Source organism: Bradyrhizobium ganzhouense (assembly GCF_049949285.1).
GTDB lineage: Bacteria > Pseudomonadota > Alphaproteobacteria > Rhizobiales > Xanthobacteraceae > Bradyrhizobium > Bradyrhizobium ganzhouense.
Genome location: NZ_CP181318.1, coordinates 1,066,750 through 1,084,900 on the forward strand (window position 1 = coordinate 1,066,750; position 18,151 = coordinate 1,084,900).

General features: G+C 63.9%; 22 protein-coding genes. 6 read left to right on the forward strand and 16 right to left on the reverse strand.

Annotated features, from left to right (window positions below):
- Window positions 1-55 precede the first annotated feature (55 nt).
- Together ACLFLU_RS04940 and ACLFLU_RS04945 are read right to left on the reverse strand one after the other, a co-directional pair.
- Window positions 56-292, reverse strand: a complete 237-nt coding sequence (locus tag ACLFLU_RS04940; RefSeq protein ID WP_426411216.1) for a hypothetical protein — start codon at window positions 290-292, stop codon at window positions 56-58.
- Between the two features lie 137 nt (window positions 293-429).
- A complete protein-coding gene (locus ACLFLU_RS04945) occupies window positions 430-1,410 on the reverse strand; it encodes a helix-turn-helix transcriptional regulator (RefSeq protein ID WP_426411217.1) in 981 nt (326 codons plus the stop codon).
- An 87-nt stretch (window positions 1,411-1,497) separates the two neighbouring features.
- On the opposite strand from ACLFLU_RS04945, the gene ACLFLU_RS04950 reads away from it, so the two are divergent.
- Entirely contained in the window at window positions 1,498-2,142 is a 645-nt protein-coding gene (locus ACLFLU_RS04950) for a glutathione S-transferase family protein (RefSeq protein WP_426411218.1), read from the forward strand.
- A gap of 106 nt (window positions 2,143-2,248) precedes the next feature.
- Window positions 2,249-2,593: a DUF6157 family protein gene (locus ACLFLU_RS04955; protein ID WP_426414224.1), complete on the forward strand. Its 345-nt coding sequence runs from the start codon at window positions 2,249-2,251 to the stop codon at window positions 2,591-2,593.
- A gap of 3 nt (window positions 2,594-2,596) precedes the next feature.
- Here the strand turns inward: ACLFLU_RS04955 and ACLFLU_RS04960 are convergent, their stop codons facing one another.
- The 3 genes from ACLFLU_RS04960 to ACLFLU_RS04970 all read right to left on the reverse strand — a co-directional run bounded on the left by ACLFLU_RS04960 (window position 2,597) and on the right by ACLFLU_RS04970 (window position 6,086).
- Window positions 2,597-3,382 carry an enoyl-CoA hydratase/isomerase family protein gene (locus ACLFLU_RS04960; protein WP_426411219.1) on the reverse strand — a complete coding sequence of 262 codons (786 nt, stop codon included), beginning with the start codon at window positions 3,380-3,382 and terminating at the stop codon, window positions 2,597-2,599.
- An 11-nt stretch (window positions 3,383-3,393) separates the two neighbouring features.
- A complete protein-coding gene (locus ACLFLU_RS04965; protein WP_426411220.1) occupies window positions 3,394-4,503 on the reverse strand; it encodes a cyclic nucleotide-gated ion channel in 1,110 nt (369 codons plus the stop codon).
- A 134-nt stretch (window positions 4,504-4,637) separates the two neighbouring features.
- Window positions 4,638-6,086: a TAXI family TRAP transporter solute-binding subunit gene (locus tag ACLFLU_RS04970; protein WP_426411221.1), complete on the reverse strand. Its 1,449-nt coding sequence runs from the start codon at window positions 6,084-6,086 to the stop codon at window positions 4,638-4,640.
- Between the two features lie 404 nt (window positions 6,087-6,490).
- Between ACLFLU_RS04970 and ACLFLU_RS04975 the strand changes: the two genes are divergently transcribed.
- Entirely contained in the window at window positions 6,491-6,838 is a 348-nt protein-coding gene (locus ACLFLU_RS04975) for a DUF3307 domain-containing protein (RefSeq protein WP_426414225.1), read from the forward strand.
- Between the two features lie 271 nt (window positions 6,839-7,109).
- Window positions 7,110-7,505: a hypothetical protein gene (locus ACLFLU_RS04980; protein WP_426411222.1), complete on the forward strand. Its 396-nt coding sequence runs from the start codon at window positions 7,110-7,112 to the stop codon at window positions 7,503-7,505.
- Here ACLFLU_RS04980 and ACLFLU_RS04985 read toward each other — a convergent pair.
- Together ACLFLU_RS04985 and ACLFLU_RS04990 are read right to left on the reverse strand one after the other, a co-directional pair.
- Window positions 7,502-7,825 (reverse strand): YkgJ family cysteine cluster protein, encoded by a 324-nt coding sequence (locus ACLFLU_RS04985; protein ID WP_426411223.1) that lies wholly within the window; start codon window positions 7,823-7,825, stop codon window positions 7,502-7,504. The genes ACLFLU_RS04980 and ACLFLU_RS04985 overlap by 4 nt on opposite strands.
- 18 nt (window positions 7,826-7,843) lie before the next feature.
- Window positions 7,844-8,542 (reverse strand): helix-turn-helix transcriptional regulator, encoded by a 699-nt coding sequence (locus ACLFLU_RS04990; protein ID WP_027530661.1) that lies wholly within the window; start codon window positions 8,540-8,542, stop codon window positions 7,844-7,846.
- A 112-nt stretch (window positions 8,543-8,654) separates the two neighbouring features.
- Here ACLFLU_RS04990 and ACLFLU_RS04995 point away from each other — a divergent pair, with 112 nt between their 5' ends.
- A complete protein-coding gene (locus tag ACLFLU_RS04995; protein ID WP_426411224.1) occupies window positions 8,655-8,930 on the forward strand; it encodes a hypothetical protein in 276 nt (91 codons plus the stop codon).
- A 38-nt stretch (window positions 8,931-8,968) separates the two neighbouring features.
- Window positions 8,969-9,697, forward strand: coding sequence for a glutathione S-transferase family protein (locus tag ACLFLU_RS05000; RefSeq protein ID WP_426411225.1), 729 nt, complete (start codon window positions 8,969-8,971; stop codon window positions 9,695-9,697).
- A 77-nt stretch (window positions 9,698-9,774) separates the two neighbouring features.
- Here the strand turns inward: ACLFLU_RS05000 and ACLFLU_RS05005 are convergent, their stop codons facing one another.
- The 9 genes from ACLFLU_RS05005 to ACLFLU_RS05045 all read right to left on the reverse strand — a co-directional run bounded on the left by ACLFLU_RS05005 (window position 9,775) and on the right by ACLFLU_RS05045 (window position 18,103).
- Entirely contained in the window at window positions 9,775-10,926 is a 1,152-nt protein-coding gene (locus ACLFLU_RS05005; protein ID WP_426411226.1) for an ABC transporter substrate-binding protein, read from the reverse strand.
- Window positions 10,927-11,015: 89 nt separating this feature from the next.
- Entirely contained in the window at window positions 11,016-11,435 is a 420-nt protein-coding gene (locus ACLFLU_RS05010; protein ID WP_200471569.1) for an acyl-CoA thioesterase, read from the reverse strand.
- A gap of 9 nt (window positions 11,436-11,444) precedes the next feature.
- Window positions 11,445-12,206 carry an SDR family NAD(P)-dependent oxidoreductase gene (locus ACLFLU_RS05015; protein WP_426411227.1) on the reverse strand — a complete coding sequence of 254 codons (762 nt, stop codon included), beginning with the start codon at window positions 12,204-12,206 and terminating at the stop codon, window positions 11,445-11,447.
- A 22-nt stretch (window positions 12,207-12,228) separates the two neighbouring features.
- Window positions 12,229-14,112 carry a feruloyl-CoA synthase gene (locus ACLFLU_RS05020; protein ID WP_426411228.1) on the reverse strand — a complete coding sequence of 628 codons (1,884 nt, stop codon included), beginning with the start codon at window positions 14,110-14,112 and terminating at the stop codon, window positions 12,229-12,231.
- The gene (locus ACLFLU_RS05025; protein WP_426411229.1) at window positions 14,109-14,918 is read right to left on the reverse strand and encodes a crotonase/enoyl-CoA hydratase family protein; all 810 of its coding nucleotides are present in this window, start codon (window positions 14,916-14,918) and stop codon (window positions 14,109-14,111) included. The genes ACLFLU_RS05020 and ACLFLU_RS05025 overlap by 4 nt, the downstream gene beginning before the upstream one ends.
- A gap of 123 nt (window positions 14,919-15,041) precedes the next feature.
- On the reverse strand, window positions 15,042-15,722 hold the full coding sequence (locus tag ACLFLU_RS05030) for a DUF2270 domain-containing protein (protein ID WP_426411230.1): 681 nt from the start codon (window positions 15,720-15,722) through the stop codon (window positions 15,042-15,044).
- Window positions 15,723-15,801: 79 nt separating this feature from the next.
- The gene (locus ACLFLU_RS05035) at window positions 15,802-16,263 is read right to left on the reverse strand and encodes a DUF3237 domain-containing protein (RefSeq protein WP_426411231.1); all 462 of its coding nucleotides are present in this window, start codon (window positions 16,261-16,263) and stop codon (window positions 15,802-15,804) included.
- A gap of 11 nt (window positions 16,264-16,274) precedes the next feature.
- A complete protein-coding gene (locus ACLFLU_RS05040; RefSeq protein WP_426411232.1) occupies window positions 16,275-17,594 on the reverse strand; it encodes a TRAP transporter large permease in 1,320 nt (439 codons plus the stop codon).
- A 2-nt stretch (window positions 17,595-17,596) separates the two neighbouring features.
- On the reverse strand, window positions 17,597-18,103 hold the full coding sequence (locus tag ACLFLU_RS05045) for a TRAP transporter small permease (protein WP_426411233.1): 507 nt from the start codon (window positions 18,101-18,103) through the stop codon (window positions 17,597-17,599).
- Window positions 18,104-18,151 lie beyond the last annotated feature (48 nt).

Genomic DNA, 18,151 nt, shown 5'->3' on the forward strand with positions numbered 1-18,151 from the left:
TCAACGCAAAACTCCGGCCGCAGCGCGACCGGAGCTTTGTCGTGACGGCGCGATATCAGTAGATGCCGTAGGCGCAGACATTCACGACGCGAACGCGCATGCCGTGGCGGGTCGGGACGACGCGCTCCTGGTAGCAGTTGCTGACGCCGGTGTTGACGTAGAGACCGCCGTAACCGAAGCCCCAGCCGGGACCCCAGTGGTGGAAGCCGTGGGCCGACGCAGCGGTGGGCGCGAGAGCGGCAGCACCGAGGGAGCCGGCGGTGATCAGACCAAGTGCGAGCTTACGAAACATCTTCATTCTCCAGTGTGGCGCAAGGCCGTTGTTGTGTCCCTGCATCTCGGTCGGGTCGAAGCGCGAACGCGTTCACACGGAGGAGGGAGAATCGTGTTTCGGGATTGTTTCGTCGGTTGCGGCGAGATGCGCCGCCGTCAGGCTTTCCGCGCCGCGCGATAGCGCGCGGCCATCGCCTGCGTCGTCTCGGCCATCTTCTCGCGGAGATCCGCGGGCTCCAACACCTCGACCTCGGACCCGAGCCGCAGCAATTCGGCTGCGGCATGCCACGATGTCTTCCCGGTCGGCACCCTTGCGATGCGCCAGCCGTCGGCATCAGCCGTCTCTTCGATCCGCGTGCGCGCCCTGATGTAAGGCTGGCTCAGCGCATCGAGCAGTTTTACGCCCAATGGCGACAGCCGCACGATCGCGACATTCGGATGCATCTCGGCTTCGAGCCGCAGCGTCGCATCCTGCCAGTAGGCGGCGAGATCGAAATCGGCGGGACGATCGAAGCGGTCGTCGAGCGCTGTGCAGTCGAGCACGCGCGCGACACGATAGGTGCGCACGCTGCCATCGACCTGTCCCGCGAGATACCAGCTCCCGCCCTTCAGCACGAGGCCGAGCGGGGCGACCCGGCGCTGCTTCTCGGCGCGCCAGCTCTGGTAGCGGATTTTGATGAGCGTCCCGCGCAGCGCCGCGTCGGCAATGGCACGCAGATGCCTTGGCTCTTCCGCCTCGCCGAACCAGCCGGGCGCATCGAGGTGAAAGCGCTCCTGCATCCGGCCGGCATCTTCGCGCAAGTTGGCGGGCAGCGCGGCCATCAACTTGTTCTGCGCGGCGATCATCGCGGCATCCAGTCCGAGCGCTGCGGCAGGGCCTGGGAGTCCCGCGAGGAACAGTGCGCCCGCTTCGCTCTGCGACAAGCCATTCAGGCGCACGCGATAGCCGTCGAGCAGGCGATAGCCGCCCTCCGCGCCGCGATCGGCGTAAACAGGGACGCCGGATGCCGCGAGCGCGTCGATGTCGCGATAGATCGTGCGCACCGAGACCTCGCAGGATTCCGCGAGCTCAGGCGCGGTGACCTGCCCCCTGGCCTGGAGGGTGGTGAGGATCGACAGCATCCGGCTCGCGCGCATGATCCCTTAAACCATACCTGACACAGGATGTCAGGTATGGTCCGCTACAAGATGCGCCATCGCCAGCCGGCCCGAGGGAGATCCGCCATGACCGATCCGAACCGCATCACGCTGTATTATTCGCCGCAGAGCCGGGCCACCGGCACGCGGGTGCTGCTGGAAGAGCTCGGCGCGCCCTATGACCTTCACATCCTCAACATGAAGGCCGGCGAGCAGCGGCAGCCCGCCTATCTCGGCATCAATCCGCTCGGCAAGGTGCCGGCGATCCATCATCGCGGGGAGCTCGTGACCGAGCAGGTCGCCATTACCATCTATCTCGCCGACTTGTTTCCGCAGGCCGGCCTGACGCCCGCACTCAACGATCCGCTGCGCGGTCCTTATCTGCGCTGGACCGCCTATTACGGCGCTTCCTTCGAGCCGGCCCTAATTGACAAATTCATGCAGCGCGAGCCGGCGCCGATTACACAGTCACCCTATGCTGACTACGACACCATGCTCGGCGCGTTGGAGGCTCAGTTGTCGAAGGGCCCGTATCTGCTCGGCGAGCGCATGACGGCCGCCGATATCTTGTGGGGTGTTGCATTCAGCTGGACGATGATGTTCGGTATCGTGCCGAAGAAGGATGTTTTCGTCCGCTATGCCGAACGGATGACCTTGCGGCCCGCATTCGAGCGCATCAATGCGGCGGATGATGAGATGGCGGCGCAGCATGCTGCTGCTGTTGGGGGTTGAGCGATCCAGGTTGCAGATGACGAAACCGATGCACACCACCAACTGATTCAATACCTTCATCCGGGTTGCTGAAGACTGTCCCGCGCGTACTGGCGAGGAACCGCTGCTGCGCGCGGGGAAGCCGACGGTGGCGTGCCTGCAATACGGGATGATCGCCAAGGCACCCTACAAGTACACGTCCGACGACGTGATCTTCGCGACTTCCGCACCGGGTCGGGAACTCGATGCCAAGGCGACCAAGGCGGAGAAGAGCGCCGCTCGCGCAGCGTACTTCTCACGCGGGCAGGCCTGCATGCGTGCCTCAAGCCTCGGCAAGCGCTTCGGCTGGGGCGTGCATGCGGACAGCGAAGGCCGCATCGCAATCTACGCCGTCGACAGCAAGCGCTATCAGGCGCTGGCGCGCGACCCAGAGCTCGCGCAGGTGCGCGCGATGCGGTCGAAGCGGGGGTAGCCCTCAAAACCGCGGCGGCCGCTTCTCCGCGAATGCCTTGATGCCTTCCTTGATCTCGTCGCCGCGCATGCTGTCGCGGTGGCGCTGGTCAGCGGCTTCCTGGTCGAGTTCGCCGCGCGCGAATTCGTTGATCGCACGCTTCATGCCGCGCATCGCCTGGGGCGCGTTGCCGGCGAGGACGCCAGCGAGCTTGTCGACTTCCTCGTCCAGCAACTCCACCGCCACCATCGCAGTGAGATAGCCGATGCGCAGCATCTCCGGCGCGCCGATCTTCTGCGCCGTGAGGAACAGCTTCTTCGCATTGTCGACGCCGAGCCGTGTCACGTAGCGCTTGATGCCGCTCCTGTAATAATGCAGCCCGAGCCGCGCCGCCGGCATGAACATCTCGGCGGTGTCGACGCCGATACGGAAATCGCAGGCCAGCGCGAGATCGGTCGCGCCGCCATAGACGCCGCCGTTGAGCCGGCAGATTGTCGGCAGTCCGAGATCCTCCAGCCGGTTGACGACCACCTCGAACGCCGAGCCCGCGCTCTGCTGCTCGTTGGCGCTCACGGCCCGCTCGGCGACCGAATTGAGGTCGTAGCCCGCGGAGAAGGCGCGTCCCGTGCCGGTCAGGACCAGCACCCGGATCTCCGGATCGGCCTCGACCCGGTCGAACAGCTTTGTCAGTTCGCCGAGATCCTCCGCCTGGAGCCGGTTGAGATGCTTCGGCCGGTTCAAGCGGATGGTGGCGCGCGCACCATCGATTTCGAGCACGGGGCCACTGGCCGCGTCGGCTGTGTCCGACATTCTTGTCTCCATTACTTGTTTTCGAGCGTGCGGCGCTTCGCCTCGGCGTCGATGGTCTCGGCGAGGTCTGGGTGCCGCGCCATCAGCACGCGGAAGTCGACGAGGTCGAGCACCAGGAGCCGCGACACTTTCGTGGTCGAGACGTTGGCGCCGCGCATGTTATTGCCGAGCAGTGCCATCTCGCCGAAGAAGGCTCCCTCGCCGAGCTGGACTTTCTTGCCGGGCAGGTCGACCTCGACCGCACCGGCCGCAATGAAATACATGCAGTCGCCCTGCGCACCCTTGCGGATGATCATCGTGCGCGCCGGCAGCTCCATGGTGCGCAGCATGTGGGTGACGTCGGCGATGGCGGCGGGCCCGAGCGATGCGAAGAACGGCACCTTGCTGACCGATTCCCACGTCTTGAGGAAATTGTCACGCCGCGTTTCCGCCGCGAACCCGGTCGCCAGAATACCGGTCCAGAGGCCGAACACGCCGAGGCCGGAGATCATCACCAGCGCTGCGACCATGCGGCCGAGTGGCGTGATCGGCACGACGTCGCCATAGCCTGTCGTCGTCAGCGTGACGACCGCCCACCACAGCGCAGCAGGGACGCTGCCAAACGTCTGCGGCTGCACGTCCCGCTCCAGAAAATATTCGGCGACGGAGGCCAGGAAGACCACCATCAGGAAGATCACGAGCACGCTGATCAGCGGCCCCGATTCCAGCACCAGCACGCGGCGAAGCTGACGCAGGCCGGGAATGCCCGGCACCACCTTCAGCACCCAGAGCACGCTCAGCAGCCAAGCCGTCTTGGGCTCGGCGCCGAGGACCAGGGCGACCGGCACAGCCAGCGCCCCCAATGCGTCGACCAGCCCGGCGGAGGAAGACAAGTAGAGGGCGAGCCGCCCCTGCCGCGCCATGTGGCGCAGCCGGACCAGCCATTCGAAAACGAAATAGACGAGACAGGCCCACAGCAGGAAATCGACCCAGCGGTGGGCCGTTTCATAGGCCGGATCGAGCGTCAGCAGCACCATGCTGAGCACGCCGACAGTCACGGCCACATAGGCCGCCTTGGTCATGTTGCGACCGGCGGTCGCGGCAACGAACTGGGCCAGTGCTGGAAACATCGGCTTGGACATGCGGAATGGCGGCTCGGTGCTGGCTCTTGCGGTCCCGGGCTGGGACCTCAGCGCCAAAGTGCCCGCCCGCACCGGAGCCGTCAACGACGGGCAGGCGCCTCACCATCGCCTGGATCAGGGCGCGAATCGATAGGTCAGGCACTCTGAGCCGTCTTAACCACCACGACATTGCTGTCTTCGGGCGGGGGAAGCGCGGCGGGGGCGGCCATCTTCTCGAGCTCGCTGGCGTGGCGCTTCAGGTAGTCGCGGCGCATCCCGATGTCGTCGCGGACGAATTCATAGCCGAGCTTGAAGGTATCGAGGCCGTCGGTACTGATGGTGCCGTCACGCAAGCCGATCACCGCGCCGCGCAAGATGCCCTCGAGCTCGTCCTGGAGGCATTCGAGCTGATCCAGCGAATTGGCATGCTCGATCCTTTCGCCGATGCAGAGGATGGCGGTGGAGAGTTCGCTGGCCTTTTCCGGCGCGATGCGGGTGATCTTGGCGTAGATCGCGGCGAAGATCGAGCCGATGACGCTGAGCGCGGCGGCGCCCAGATACATCATGTCGCTGTACTTATCCATGAACGACTTGGTGTCGTCGTTGATGTAGTCAGCGGCGCCCTGATGCGCCATCACGTAAGCGTCCTTCTCGACGGAGGCCGGCTCGATATGGGTCGCAAAGCCGTTGTCGAGCCCGAGCGCGGACTTGTTTTCGTAGACGATGCGGGCAATGTCGCCAGCGGTGGTCGCCGACATCTTGGATTGCGCGACCAGCAGCCATTCGAGGCCGATCGTGTCGAGATCGTCGTCGGGAATCTCGGGCGAGGCCGACAGCGTGCCGGCTGTCAGCGTCTCGTCGGAAATGCCGGGGAATTTGCGTGCCAGCGCCTTGGCTTCGTCGATTGCATTGAGCGTGAAGCCGCCGCGCCTGGCGACCTGCTCGTAGGCCTTGTCGCGCACGGCCTTGGAGGCGTGGACGACGGCAATCACCGCGCTGAAGCCGTTCGCTGGCGCGAACAGCTTGTCCAGTGTCGCCCCCTGCGGCGCCAACTGGATCTTCGCGGCGTCGGGGCTGTCGGCGGGAATGTCGAGGATGCTGCGGACGAAGGCGAGGGATGAATCATTCTCGGCGACGACCGCGACCTTCTTCTTCTTGAGCTCGGCGAGCGACTTGATCTTCTTGTTGCCGGGGCCGAGCAAGAGCACGAGATCATGCTCGAGGATCGCAAGCGTGCGCGCCCGCAGCGGCACCTTGGCGTCGGTGCGCAGGACGGCAAGATCGGCTTGCCTGCGATCGAACTGCGCGAGCGCCTTGGCATTGTCTCCGTTGTTGAGGATCTTGATCCGGAAACGCGAGGCGTTGTTCTTCAGCAGTGTGGCGAGCTTGGTCGCGAACAGTGCTTCGTCGCTGTTGGGAGCGCCGACGGCAAAGGTCAGCGTCTCCGAATTGTGCAACCAGGTGCGCCCGGCCCAAACGGTGGCAAGCGACAGCAGCAGGGTCAGCACGACATACAGCAGGACCTGCTGCTGATTGGTCTTGATCACCTTAGGGCGCCGTGGCGGCGGGAGCTCGGTCGACGAGGTCGGGCCTTCAGCACTCATGGCAGCACTCTGGCCTTATTCCTGGCATGGCGGGCGGCACGGCCATCGCCGGCGGCACGCTCGAAAAATTCGTAAGCTTCTGAAAAAAGAACGATAATCCTCTACCTGAGAATGATAGCGCTCCAGCGAGAGAATGCAAATTCCGCGCCGAAGGTAACCTTACCCAACCGATCCGCGTCGTTTGGTCATGCTATCACCGTTTAGCCACAGTTGGCGATTTTCCAGTTCCCCCGGCTGCATTCCGTCGCGGGAGATGTCATAAATCAGCGGACCCGATGTTCTGACGGGTCCAAGAAGAAGTTGCGCTGAACGCTCCATTTTTTCTTTTCGAGTCAACGAGGGCGTCAGCTTTGTCGTTTCCATCTCTGTCATCGGCGGTTCCGGTCGAAGCGCTCATTGGCTGGATGTTGCTGCTCACCTTCAAGCACATCATCGCCGATTTCGTGCTGCAGACCGCCTGGATGGCGCAAGGCAAGGACCAGAAGCACGGCTGGGCTTTGCCGCTTTTGGTGCACTGCCTGATTCACCTTGCGGTTGGTCTGCCGCTGATCCTGATCGTCGCGCCGAAATTCTGGTTCGTGGCGCTGATCGACTTCGTCATCCACATCACGATCGACCGCGCCAAGGGACTCGTCTCGGCCAATTTCGGTGTCAACCAGGAGCACCCCTGGTTCTGGACCCTGATCGGCGTCGACCAGGCGCTACACCACCTGACCGGCTTCGGCCTCTCCATCTTCATGGCGGCGAACTGAGGGTAGTGGCTCCCGGGGCCCGGCGGCCGATTTCGTAAGCCCGGATGGAGCGCAGCGCAATCCGGGATCGTGCCACGCACTGCGACCTTCCCGGATTGCGCTGCGCTCCATCCGGGCTACGCACCTCTTTACGAGCCTTGTCTTTACGAGCCTTGGCCCGGTCCCCTGGTTCGCGGCTCACGCGCAAGCACCCCGGGTGACTACCGCCCGGGGTGGTTAACCTTTCATTAGAGAATTGCGCTGCATCTTCCCCATACGAGGGAGAACTGCAATGTTTTCAAGCCGCGACGCTTATGAAAGCGATTTCTGCCCGGTTCGCGACGAGCTCCTTGGCGAGATGTATCGCGCCAGCGAGAGTGGCCTGCCGAGGCTGGTTGAGAGTGTTTCCCCTGACGCGCGCGCCAGGCTGGCGCTGTTCTGCTATCGCCGCAGCCATCTTCATTCGCTGGCCGTCGCGATCGCAGCCAGTTGCGGCGAGCGCGACCTGATCGAAAACGGCGGCCGTGTCGGCTCGACGCTCTATGCGCTGTCGCGCCAGGGTTCGGCCAAATCGTCGCCGTCGCTGGGTGGCCGTAAGCCGATCACGCTGTCGACCAAGCCGCTCTCGGTGCTCGCACCGCTGGACGACGAAATCGACGACGAGATCAGCGAAGCCGTCCCCGCTTAAGCGGTCTCGATCACAGGCAGTCCGAACTTCCGCCGCGCCATCGCGCATTCGGCGTCGCCCGGCATGCAGGTGCGGCACACCTCCGGCCGCACCGCATAGATGCCGCACGCGGTCGCCTTACCGATCGCGCCCTGCAACGCTGAACAGCGATCGCCCTCGCAGCGCATGCCGGATTGACGCGCGTTGACGAGCGCCTCCGGGATCAACGCAAGCTCTTCGTCGCTCTCGATCGAGAAGCGCGGCCAGTTCTGCGAATAGCCGCAGCAAGCGCCGCAGCTCTGGCAACAGCTCGACAGGTCGACCGCGGACGTTTCATCCATCGTCGTCATGTATCCTTATCAGGTATCTTTGGGCGGGCCCCAGACCAGGCTCTGCCGCCATTTCGCGCGCAGCACGTCGCGCCGCTCCGGATATCGTTCGTCGAGATAGGTCGCATCAACGACGCGGTCAGTGCGGAAGCTGCGGAAATCGCTGCGCAGCTCGCACCATGCCGCGAGCAGGCGCACGGCTTCGAGATAGCCGACCGAGATGGGCCAGATCATGCGCTCGCTGGGGCGGCCCTGCTCGTCGCGATAACGCAGCATGATCTTCTTGCCCTCGTGGATCTGGGTGCGCGTGCGCGCCATGTCCAGGCGGTCCGGCTCCCTGTTCCAGCTTGGCCGCGCGCGGCTCGCAGGCTCCAGCACGAAGGGACGCAGGCGCTCGGGCACGGTGTCCGCGATCTTGGCCATCAGATCTTCGGCCGCGCGCGCCAGCGTGGAATCGGCATGGCCCGCGACCCATTGCGCGCCCAGCACCGCCGCTTCGATCTCGTCGGGTGTCAGCATCAAGGGTGGCAGGTCAAAACCCTTCTCGAGAATGTAGCCCATGCCGGCCTCGCCGCGGATCGGCACGCGCTGGCCCATCAGCGTTGCGATGTCGCGATAGATCGTTCGCTTCGACGTCTCGAGCTCGGCCGCAATCGCGTCCGCCGTCAGCGGCTTACGGGTGCGCCTCAGCACCTGGATGATCTGAAACAGCCGGTCGGCGCGTCTCATGACAATTCTCTCATCGGGGACGGATCAGAAGATGGCGCGTGGCTGCTGACAGGATGTTGGCAGCAGGGGAGTTCTATACCGGGACAACACGTCGACTGAAGAGGATTTGTCCATGATCATTCCAACCCATCTCGGTCCGGCCGGTCCGTTATGGCGGAGCCAGGCCCCGTTGCGCGCCTCGTTGTCTACCCGGGCCTTCGGCCGCCTCACGTTTTTCGATCTCACCGTCGCCGACCTCCGCGTTGCGCTCGCGACCATGCTGACACGCTCGCTGGTCCAGGCTGCGGACGCGCTGGTCCGCCATGTCATGAGCCGCGCCTGGCGGGGGGCCCGTTTCGCAGAAGATATCACGGCTGCTGCCACCATGGTGGCAGCAGCCCGGCACTAGGTTCCATCAACTCTTTCGGTAGGTTCAGGAGAGCTCCAATGATCACGCTTTACGGCTTTGGCACGGGCTTCGGCCTGCCGGAAATCAGCCCCTTCGTCACCAAGACGGAGGTGCAGCTCAAGATGGCGGGACTGCCCTACCGGAAGGAGCGTGCGATGCCGCCGGCTTCGCCGAAAGGGCAGCTGCCTTTCATCGATGACGGTGGCGAAGCGGTGGCCGATTCCACCTTCATCCGCGCCCATATCGAGCGCCGCTATGGCTTCGATTTCGACGCCGGCCTTTCCTTGCAGGAGCGCGCCCAGGCCTGGGCGTTCGAGCGCATGGTCGAGCACCACGTCTATTGGTCGCTGGTCGGCGCGCGCTGGGTCGATGCTGCCAATTTCGCCAAGGGCCCTGCGCATTTCTTCGACGGGGCGCCCGAGCACAGCCGCGAGAAACTGCGCGAGGACGCGCAATTCCGCGTCGCCGAGAATTATTTGCTCTCCGGCCTCGGCCGTCATGCGCCCGATGACGATGTCGAACTCGCGGTCCGCTCGTTGTTTGCATTGTCGGTGCAACTCGGCGACAAATCCTATCTGATGGGCAACAAGCCCAGTGGGGCCGACGCCACCGCGTTCGGCGCGCTTGCGGGCATCTTGACGCCGTTCTTCGAATCCCGTCTGCGCGAGCGCGCGGAAGGATTTCAAAACCTCACCGCTTATGTCGACCGGATGATGGACACCTACTATCCGGAGTTCGCCTGGACGCCGCTGCGACAGGCGGCCTGACGCAATCGCGCGGGTAGCGCAAAACAAAAGAGCCGGCCCATCGGGCCGGCTCTCGTCGTCCTGGAAACTGACGCCGCCTACTTTGCAAGCGTGTATTTGCCGTCCTTGACGGTGAGCAGGATGCGCGAGCGGTCGTCGAGGCCGTAACGATCCTTCTCAGTGAAGTTGTAGACGCCCTGGCTCGCGGCGATTTCCCGCTCCGACAGCAGCGCCTGGCGGATCGCCTCGCGGAATTCCGGCGTGCCGGGCTTGGCCGTCTTCAGCGCGACCGGAATGACGCGCTTCAGAATCTCGAAGGCGTCGTAGGAATGGCCGGCGAACTGGCTGCGGCTGTTCGGGCCATACTTGCCCTCATACGCAGAATTCAGGGCCATGCCCGGCTTCTTGGTGAGGGCGCTGTCCGGCTGATCCTCGGGGTCCATGACCGGGCCCGACGCCATCAGCACGCCTTCGGCGGCCTTACCGGCAATGCGGATGAAGTCCATGCTGGCAGCGCCATGGGTCTGGTAGATCAGGCCCTGATAGCCGCGCTCGCGCAGCTCGGTCTGCGGCAATGCCGCGGCCGTGCCGGAGGCGCCAACCAGGATCGCATCGGGATTGGCAGCGACGAGCTTCAGCACCTGTCCAGTCACCGACGTGTCGGGGCGGGCAAAGCGCTCTTCATCGGCAAGGGTCAGGCCCATCGGCACACCCTGAGCCTTGAAGTCGTTGAACCAGAGGTCGCCGTAGCTGTCGGAATAGCCGATATAGCCGACCGACTTCACGTTGTGAGCCTTCATGTGCTCGTAGAGCACCTTGCCCATGATCGGAATCGGCTGCGGCATCGCGACCGACCACTTCATGCGCTCCGGCGTGATCGGGAACGGCGAGAGGCCGAAATGCGGAATGCCGGCTTCGTTGGCAACGTTCGACACCGCAATCGTCGGCGGCGTCACTGCCGAGCCCATGATGACGTCTGCCTTGGATTCGGTCACGAAGCGGCGGGCGTTGGTAGTTGCGGTGGTGGGATCGCCGCCGTCGTCGAGCACGATCACCTTCAGCGGCACGCCGCCGATCTCCTTGGGCACGAATTCCAGCGCGTTGCGCTCGGGGATTCCGAGCGCCGCGCCCGGGCCGGTCGTGGTGGTGGTGATGCCGATGGTGATCTCGGCGGTCTGGGCCAGCGCGGGCAAGGCCGGCAGCGCCAGCGTGGCCGCCGCGACGGCAGCGGTCAGGTAAAAGCGTTTCATTGATTCCTCCCTTTTCGTGTTCTTTGAAAGCAGAAATTCGGGGCTATTTCAGCCCCGTCTTTCGGTGATGCGGCGATTTAGCTTCGGATCTAACTCCCTGTGAATTTCGCTACCATTTCCGGCGGAAACGGTGCCGATTTCAGCTTGTCGGGGTTAACGGGATCACGGCCGACCAGGACGCGGGTCTCAAAACCTTCGATGGCAAGTGCCTCGCCCTTGTAGACATTGTGCTTCACCTCGAAGCTCGAGCGCTTGATGCTCTCGATCTTCGTTTCGATGGTGATCCAGTCGCCATAGGTCGAGGGGATGTAGAATTTGGACCGCGTGTCGACCATAGGGATGCCCACCAGGCCGTATTTGCGGACCAGATCCTGCTTGGAGAACCCGGCGACCTCGAACAGGGTCGACGTCGAATCGTCGAACATCGCGAAATAGCGCGGGTAGTAGACGATGTTGGCGGGGTCGCAGTCGCCCCACTGGATCTGGACGTCGCGCCGGTTCACGAACATGCGGGGCTCTTACTTCGGCGCCATGCGCAGCGAGCCGTCGAGGCGCACCACTTCGCCGTTGAGGTAGGAGTTCTCGACCATGTGCAGCGCGAGTGCTGCGAATTCGTCGGCGTGGCCGAGCCGGCGCGGGAAGGGGATCGCGGCGGCGAGCGAGTCCTGGGCCTCCTGCGGCAGATTGGCCAGCAGGGGCGTAAGGAACAGGCCGGGCGCGATCGTCAGCACGCGAACGCCGAACTGGGCCAGCTCGCGCGCGATCGGCAGCGTCATGCCGACGATGCCGCCCTTCGAGGCCGAATAAGCCGACTGGCCGATCTGGCCGTCATAGGCGGCAACCGAGGCCGTGTTGATGATGACGCCGCGCTCGCCGCTCGCCTGCGGCTCGAGCTTGGACATCTCGGTCGCGGCGAGGCGCAGCATGTTGAAGGTGCCGATCAGATTGACCTTGATCACCTTGTCGAAATCGGCGAGCGCCATCGGGCCGTCGCGGCCGACGACGCGCTTCGCCACACCGATGCCGGCGCAGTTGACCAGCACGCGGGCCGGGCCATGGGCCTTGGTTGCCTGCGCGATCGCGGCTTCAGCGGAGGCAGCGTCGGAGACGTCGCAGGTCACCGCCACGCCCTTGATCTCGGCGGCAACGGTCTCCGCGAGCTTGGTATTGAGATCGAACACTGCGACCTTGGCGCCCTGTGCCCCCAGCTTTCGCGCGGTGGCGGCGCCCAGTCCCGATGCGCCGCCGGTGACGATGGCTGCCTGATCCTTCAACAACATGGCGTTCTCCTTCGATGAATTCTTAACCGACCGATATCACACGGTCCGACGGATTGGCAGCGTAGAGCTCCTCGATCAGCGCGTCGCGATGCTCGAGCACAGCGCGCTGGTTGATCGAGCCTTTGTCGGTAACCTCGCCCTTGTCGATCGACAGCGGCGCGTCCAGCAGGATCGCACGCGTGATCCGCGTCGAGGATCCGGTGGCCGAAGAGAGGAAATGAGTGAGCCGTTCGCGAAAAGCGTCGCGCACCAGCCGGTCCCTGGCGGTGACGGTGAGATTGTCAGCCGGCAGCGTCGGGTTGATCAGGCGGCAACCGTCGAGATCGAGCAGCACCAGTGCGGAGACCTCGTCGCGGTTGATGCCGGCGATGACGACGTCGCGCACCAGCGGCGCACAGGCCGCGACGAAGCGTGCCCGCAAGGGACCGACGCTGACCCAGGTGCCGCTCGCGAGCTTGAAATCCTCGCTGACGCGGCCGTCGAAATCGAAGCCGGCGTTGAGATCATCGGGATCGGCGGGCTTGAGCGCATCGCCCATCTTGTAAAACCCTTCCTCGTCGAAGGATTTCGCGGTGATGTCGGGCTGGCGCCAGTAGCCGGGCATCACGTTCGGGCCCTTGGCACGGACCTCTAGCTTGCCGTTGTTCGGCACCAGCTTGGCGTCGTTGCCCGACACGGGAAGGCCGACATGGCCGGAGCGGCTGGTGCGCGGATTGACCGACATGAAGAACGGCGCGGTCTCGGTCGCCCCCAAGCCGGTCAGCATCGGCACGCGATAGCCTTTTTCTTTCACCGCGAGCTCGTCGAGACTGTTCCAGACGAAGGGCGACAGCGCGGCACCCGAGAAGAACATTGCGTGCAGCCGGTCGAAGAACTTTGCGCGCAGGCCTTGGTCGTCGCGCAGATATGGCAGCAACGACTCATAGCCCTTGGGCACGTTGAAATAGACCGTCGGCGAAATCTCCTGGAGATTGCGCACGGTCTCCTCGATGCCGCCCGGCATCGGCTTGCCGGCGTCGAGATACATCGAGCCGCCGTTGTAGAGCGTCAGCCCGATATTGTGGTTGCCGCCAAAAGTGTGATTCCAGGGCAGCCAGTCGATGATAACGGGCGGCTCGTCCTTGAGGAAGGCGAGCGTCTCGCGCAGCATCACCTGGTTGGCGCAGATCATGCGCTGGGTGTTGATGACGGCCTTGGGATTGCCGGTCGAACCCGACGTCAGCAGGAATTTTGCGATCGTGTCGGGACCGATCTTGCCATGCACCGCGTCGAGGTCGCTGCGAACAGGCGTTGCCATGAGGTCGGCGAGCAAGGTGACGTCGCGGCCGGGCACGCTGCCATAGGATGCGGCGATCTCGGTGTCGCGCGAGACATTGGCGGCAAGGGCGTCCGCGAACTTGTCGGCGTCCTCGGCAAAGACCAGACCAGGCGTCAGCAGCTTCATCAGATAAGAGAGCTTGCCGTAATCCTTTGAGACCAGCGAATAGGCCGGCGATACCGGACAGAACGGAATGCCCGCATAGAACGCGCCGAACGCCAGCAGCGCATGGTCGATCGAGTTGCCAGAGAGGATGACGACCGGTCGCTCGGCCGACAGGCCGCGCTGGATCAGCGCGGAGGCAATGTGCCGGCTCGCGGTGAGCAGCTCGGCATAGGTGATCTTGCGCCAGAAGCGGCCGCCTTCGCGCTCAGCCATGAACACGCGATCCGGCGTCGTCGTCGCCCAGTGATGCAGGCGGTCGGTGATGCGGACGGGATAATCGCCGAGCGGCTGCTTCGGCCGCAAATAGATCGTGCCATCGGCGCGACGCTCGATGTCGATGACGGGATCGCCGAACGAGATCGGCCGCAGCGGAGAATTGCTCGCGCCGCGCTCTGTGCTGGAAGAGGACGGCTTCGCACTCATGACTTCGGCTTTACCTTGGCGGTCTTGTGCTCGAGGAATTCGCGGATCCTGCGTTTTGCCTCTTTGTCGCTCTGCGCGACGGTGGCCATCAGCGATTCCATCAGCAAGCCGGTTTGCGGATTGGCCTCCGCGATCATCGGCAGTGCCTGGACCACGGCGAAATTCGTCAGCGGCGCGTTGGACGCGATCTTGGTCGCGAGCTCCAGCGCCTTGGTGAGGCCGTTGCCGGCATCAGTAACATATTGCGCAAAGCCGTAGGACGCGCCCTCGGTCGCGGAATAGACCCGGCCGGTCAGCATCATGTCCATCATCCTGGCGACGCCGATCAGCCGCGGCAGCCGCACCGAGCCGCCGCCGCCGACGAAGATGCCCCGCTGACCCTCAGGCAGCGCGAAATAGGCTGTGGGCTCGGCGACGCGAATGTGGGCAGAGCAGGCAAGCTCGAGCCCGCCGCCGATCACGGCGCCCTTGAGCGCAGCAATGACAGGCACGCGGCTGTACTGGATACGATCGAACACCCGGTGCCACATTTGAGAGTGGAGGAGCCCGCCGGTGGCGTCGTGATCCTGAAGTTCGGACAGGTCTAGTCCGCTGGAGAAATGGTCACCGATGCCGTGAATGACGACCGCGCCGATATCCTCGGGCAGGGACGCAAAGCATTCGCCGATTTCAAGGATGATGCCGTCGTTGAGCGCATTGCGCTTGGCTGGCCGGTTCAGACCCACGGTCAGAACCCGGTCCACCCTCTCGATCTGAAGCAGCCCGGAGGCGCCCGCGTCAGCGGTCTCGGCGTTTCCCTGTGTCATTTGCGTCCTTATCAGAATAATTATGTTGTATAACGAATTCTGGAGGAGTCAAGAAGGGGCCCTGGCAGCGGGGCAGCTACGCCCGTCCCGGCTCCGCCAGGACCGGGCAACCGCTCGGTGTCGTCAGCCCATTGCCACCTGGTCGCCCTTGGTTCCGTGCTCGCGTTGGTCGAGCCACATCGTGCCGAGCGCGAACGCCAGCCACCCGAAATTGTAGGCAAAGCCCATGATCAGAACGACCCGGCCGGGAATCGGTCCGACGGCGGCGCGATCGATATATTCCATCAAGCTCACCGCAGGCGTCGGATGGATGGCAATCTTGCCGTAATACGCGGCGGACTGGATGGCGAGAATCCAAACGTAGTTGCGACGCAACCGCCGCCCCGCAGCGCGGACAAATGAAATGTGGTGGCGGGGTGCGGTGTAGTCGCGCGCCAGGATAGCCTTCCAGCTGTCGTCGTGTGCTTCACGGGTAAAAATTGGTGCATAGAAATTCCTCTCGAGCCAACGCGCCCGGGCACGCCAGACATTGAAATAGCGATAACGCCGCGCCTCCATGCCCAGGAACACGGCAAGGAGCAGTCCGACGAGGACGAGTGGCAGAGGCGAAGCCTCCGGGCTCGAAAAGGTCGTCGACAGCGCGATGCCCATCGTGACGATCGCCCAATTGGTCGTGTTGTCGAGCCGCGTTCGCCAGATCGTCGATCGATAGACCTCGCCGCGGTAGAGATGAGCGATGGCGCCCATTTCGGCGGAGTCGAAGCTGTGTTGGGGGGCGGGTTCGCTGGAAGCCATGAGGGGCATGGTGGGACTCCCGTGATCTGCACAACTTGGTGCAGACCCCATTCTGAACCAGGTCCGCCCCGGGTCAAAGACCGATTCCTCACACCACCTGATGCACGTCGATCACCACGCGATCCGCATGCCGCGCGGCGGAGCCGACAAAGATGTGCTCCATCAGCCAGCGGTAGCTCTCGTGGCCGGTCTCGAACCGCGGCACGGTGCGGAAATAGATCAGCTTGGGGTCGACCGGCTCGCCGCGCTTGAGCTTTTGCAACAGTTCGACCGGCCCGAAGCGCATGCCCCTGTTCTCAACATAGACGATCGCGCCGTCGTCGGTCTCGAAGGCGTATTTGGCTTCGAGATCGATCAGCTCGTTGGGGCGGATGGTCTGGAAGTCGGCGCCGAACGGCAGCACCTTGCCGGTGATCGCCCCATTCACCTCGCCGCCAATGATCGGAATGATGCGGCGGACGCCGATGCCGGTTTCGCCGGCGGTGATGACGTCGCCGATTTTTGCGGTGATGGTGAAGACGTATTTTGTCCTCAGCGTCGGTGTGGTCATCGCTTCACCCTTCAATGCGCCATCATGCGCGTCGGCAACCAGGTCGCCAGCAACGGGAACGCGATCAAGATCACCAGACGCACCAGGTCGGTCGCCACGAACGGGATCACGCCCTTGAAGATGGTGGAGAAGGAGACGTCCTTCACCACGCTCTTGATGACAAAGACGTTCATGCCGACCGGCGGATGGATCAGGCCGAGCTCGACGGTCATGACGATGATGACGCCGAACCAGATCGGATCGAAGCCGAGATGAGTGATCACGGGGAAGATGATCGGCACGGTCAGGATGATCATCGCCATGGCATCCATCAGGCAGCCCAGCACGAGATACATCATCATGATCAGCGCCAACACGCCGTAGGGGCCTAGACCGAGGCCGGTGAGGAATTCCGTCACCTTCTGCGGCGTCTGCGTCACCGTGAGGAAGTAGCCGAAGATCAGCGCGCCGATCAGCACGGTGAAAACGGCCGCTGCCGTGCGCGTTGCCTGGAGCAGCGAAGCCAGGATCTTCTCGCGGTCGAGCCGGCCCGTGACCACGCCGATAATGAAAGCACCGGTGGCGCCGACGCCGCCGGCCTCCGTCGGCGTGAAGCGCGGCAGGAAAGGCAGGCCGTAAAGGCCGCCGATCACGAACACGAACAGCAGCACCGGCGCCCAGATGTCTTTCAGGCCGGCAAAGCGCTCGCGCCATGGCAGCACCTTGCCTTTGGGCAGGAAGTCGGGGCGGAAGTAGCCGATCAGGAAGATCGTGATCATGTACATGGTCATCGCCAGCAGGCCCGGAATGATGCCGGCGATGAAGAGTTTTCCGATGTCCTGCTCGGTGATGATGCCGTAGACCGCGAGCACGGTGGAGGGTGGCAGCATCGCACCCAGCGTGCCGCCGGCCGCAATCACGCCGGTGGCAAAGGACTGCGGATAGCCGAAACGGCGCATCTCGGGATAGGCAACGGCTGAGAAGGTCGCGGCGGTCGCCACCGACGAGCCGCAGATCGCGGCAAAGCCGCCGCAGGCGCCGACCGTGGCAATGCCGAGGCCGCCGCGTAAATGCCCGACAAAGCCATTGGCGGCGCGGAATAACTCGCGGCTCATGCCGGAATTGCTGACGAAGGAGCCCATCAGCAGAAACATCGGGATGACACCGAAAGTGTAGTCGGTGACCGTCCGCATCGAGGTCTGGCCGACCAGTTTCAGCGCCGGCGTTGCGCCGACCAGATAGGAGAAGCCGGACACGCCGACGAGGCCCATGGCCATGCCGACGGGCACGCGCAGCAGCATCAGGGCGAACAGGGAAACGAAGCCGAGAACGGCGACGGCATCGGTGCTCATGATTACTCCGTCGCCTTCAGCTTGGGGTCGTGCATCTCTTCGGGATGGAAGATCAGCCGGTAAGTGCGGATCGCGATCAGCAGCACGGCCGAGACGTCGCCGATCCAGGCGATCGCGAAGAACGGCCATGTCGGCATGTGCATATCGAAGGTCTGGACGTTGTCCTTGTAGGTGCCGCGCACCTTGTCGAACAGCGTCCAGGTCTGCACGGTGACGACGAACAGCAGCACCAGGGTTGCGAACACGTCGATCCAGCGCTGATAACGCGGCCCGACATTGCCCCAGACGAGGTCGACCGTGATGTGCGTGCCGCGATAGGAGGTCGCGGCAATGCCCCAGAAAATGAGGATGCCGAGCAGCATGCGGCCGATGTCGAAGCTGTCGGGAATCGAATAGTTCAGCGTGTTGCGCAGCAGCACCGACAGGAAGATGTCGAGCGCGACGATGCCGACGAAAGCAGCGGCGATCCATTCGATCGAGTCGATGACGCGATCCATCCAGCGCTTCATGGGTGTTTCCTATCGGATGACGTCATTGTTTGATCCGGATCTCGCCGC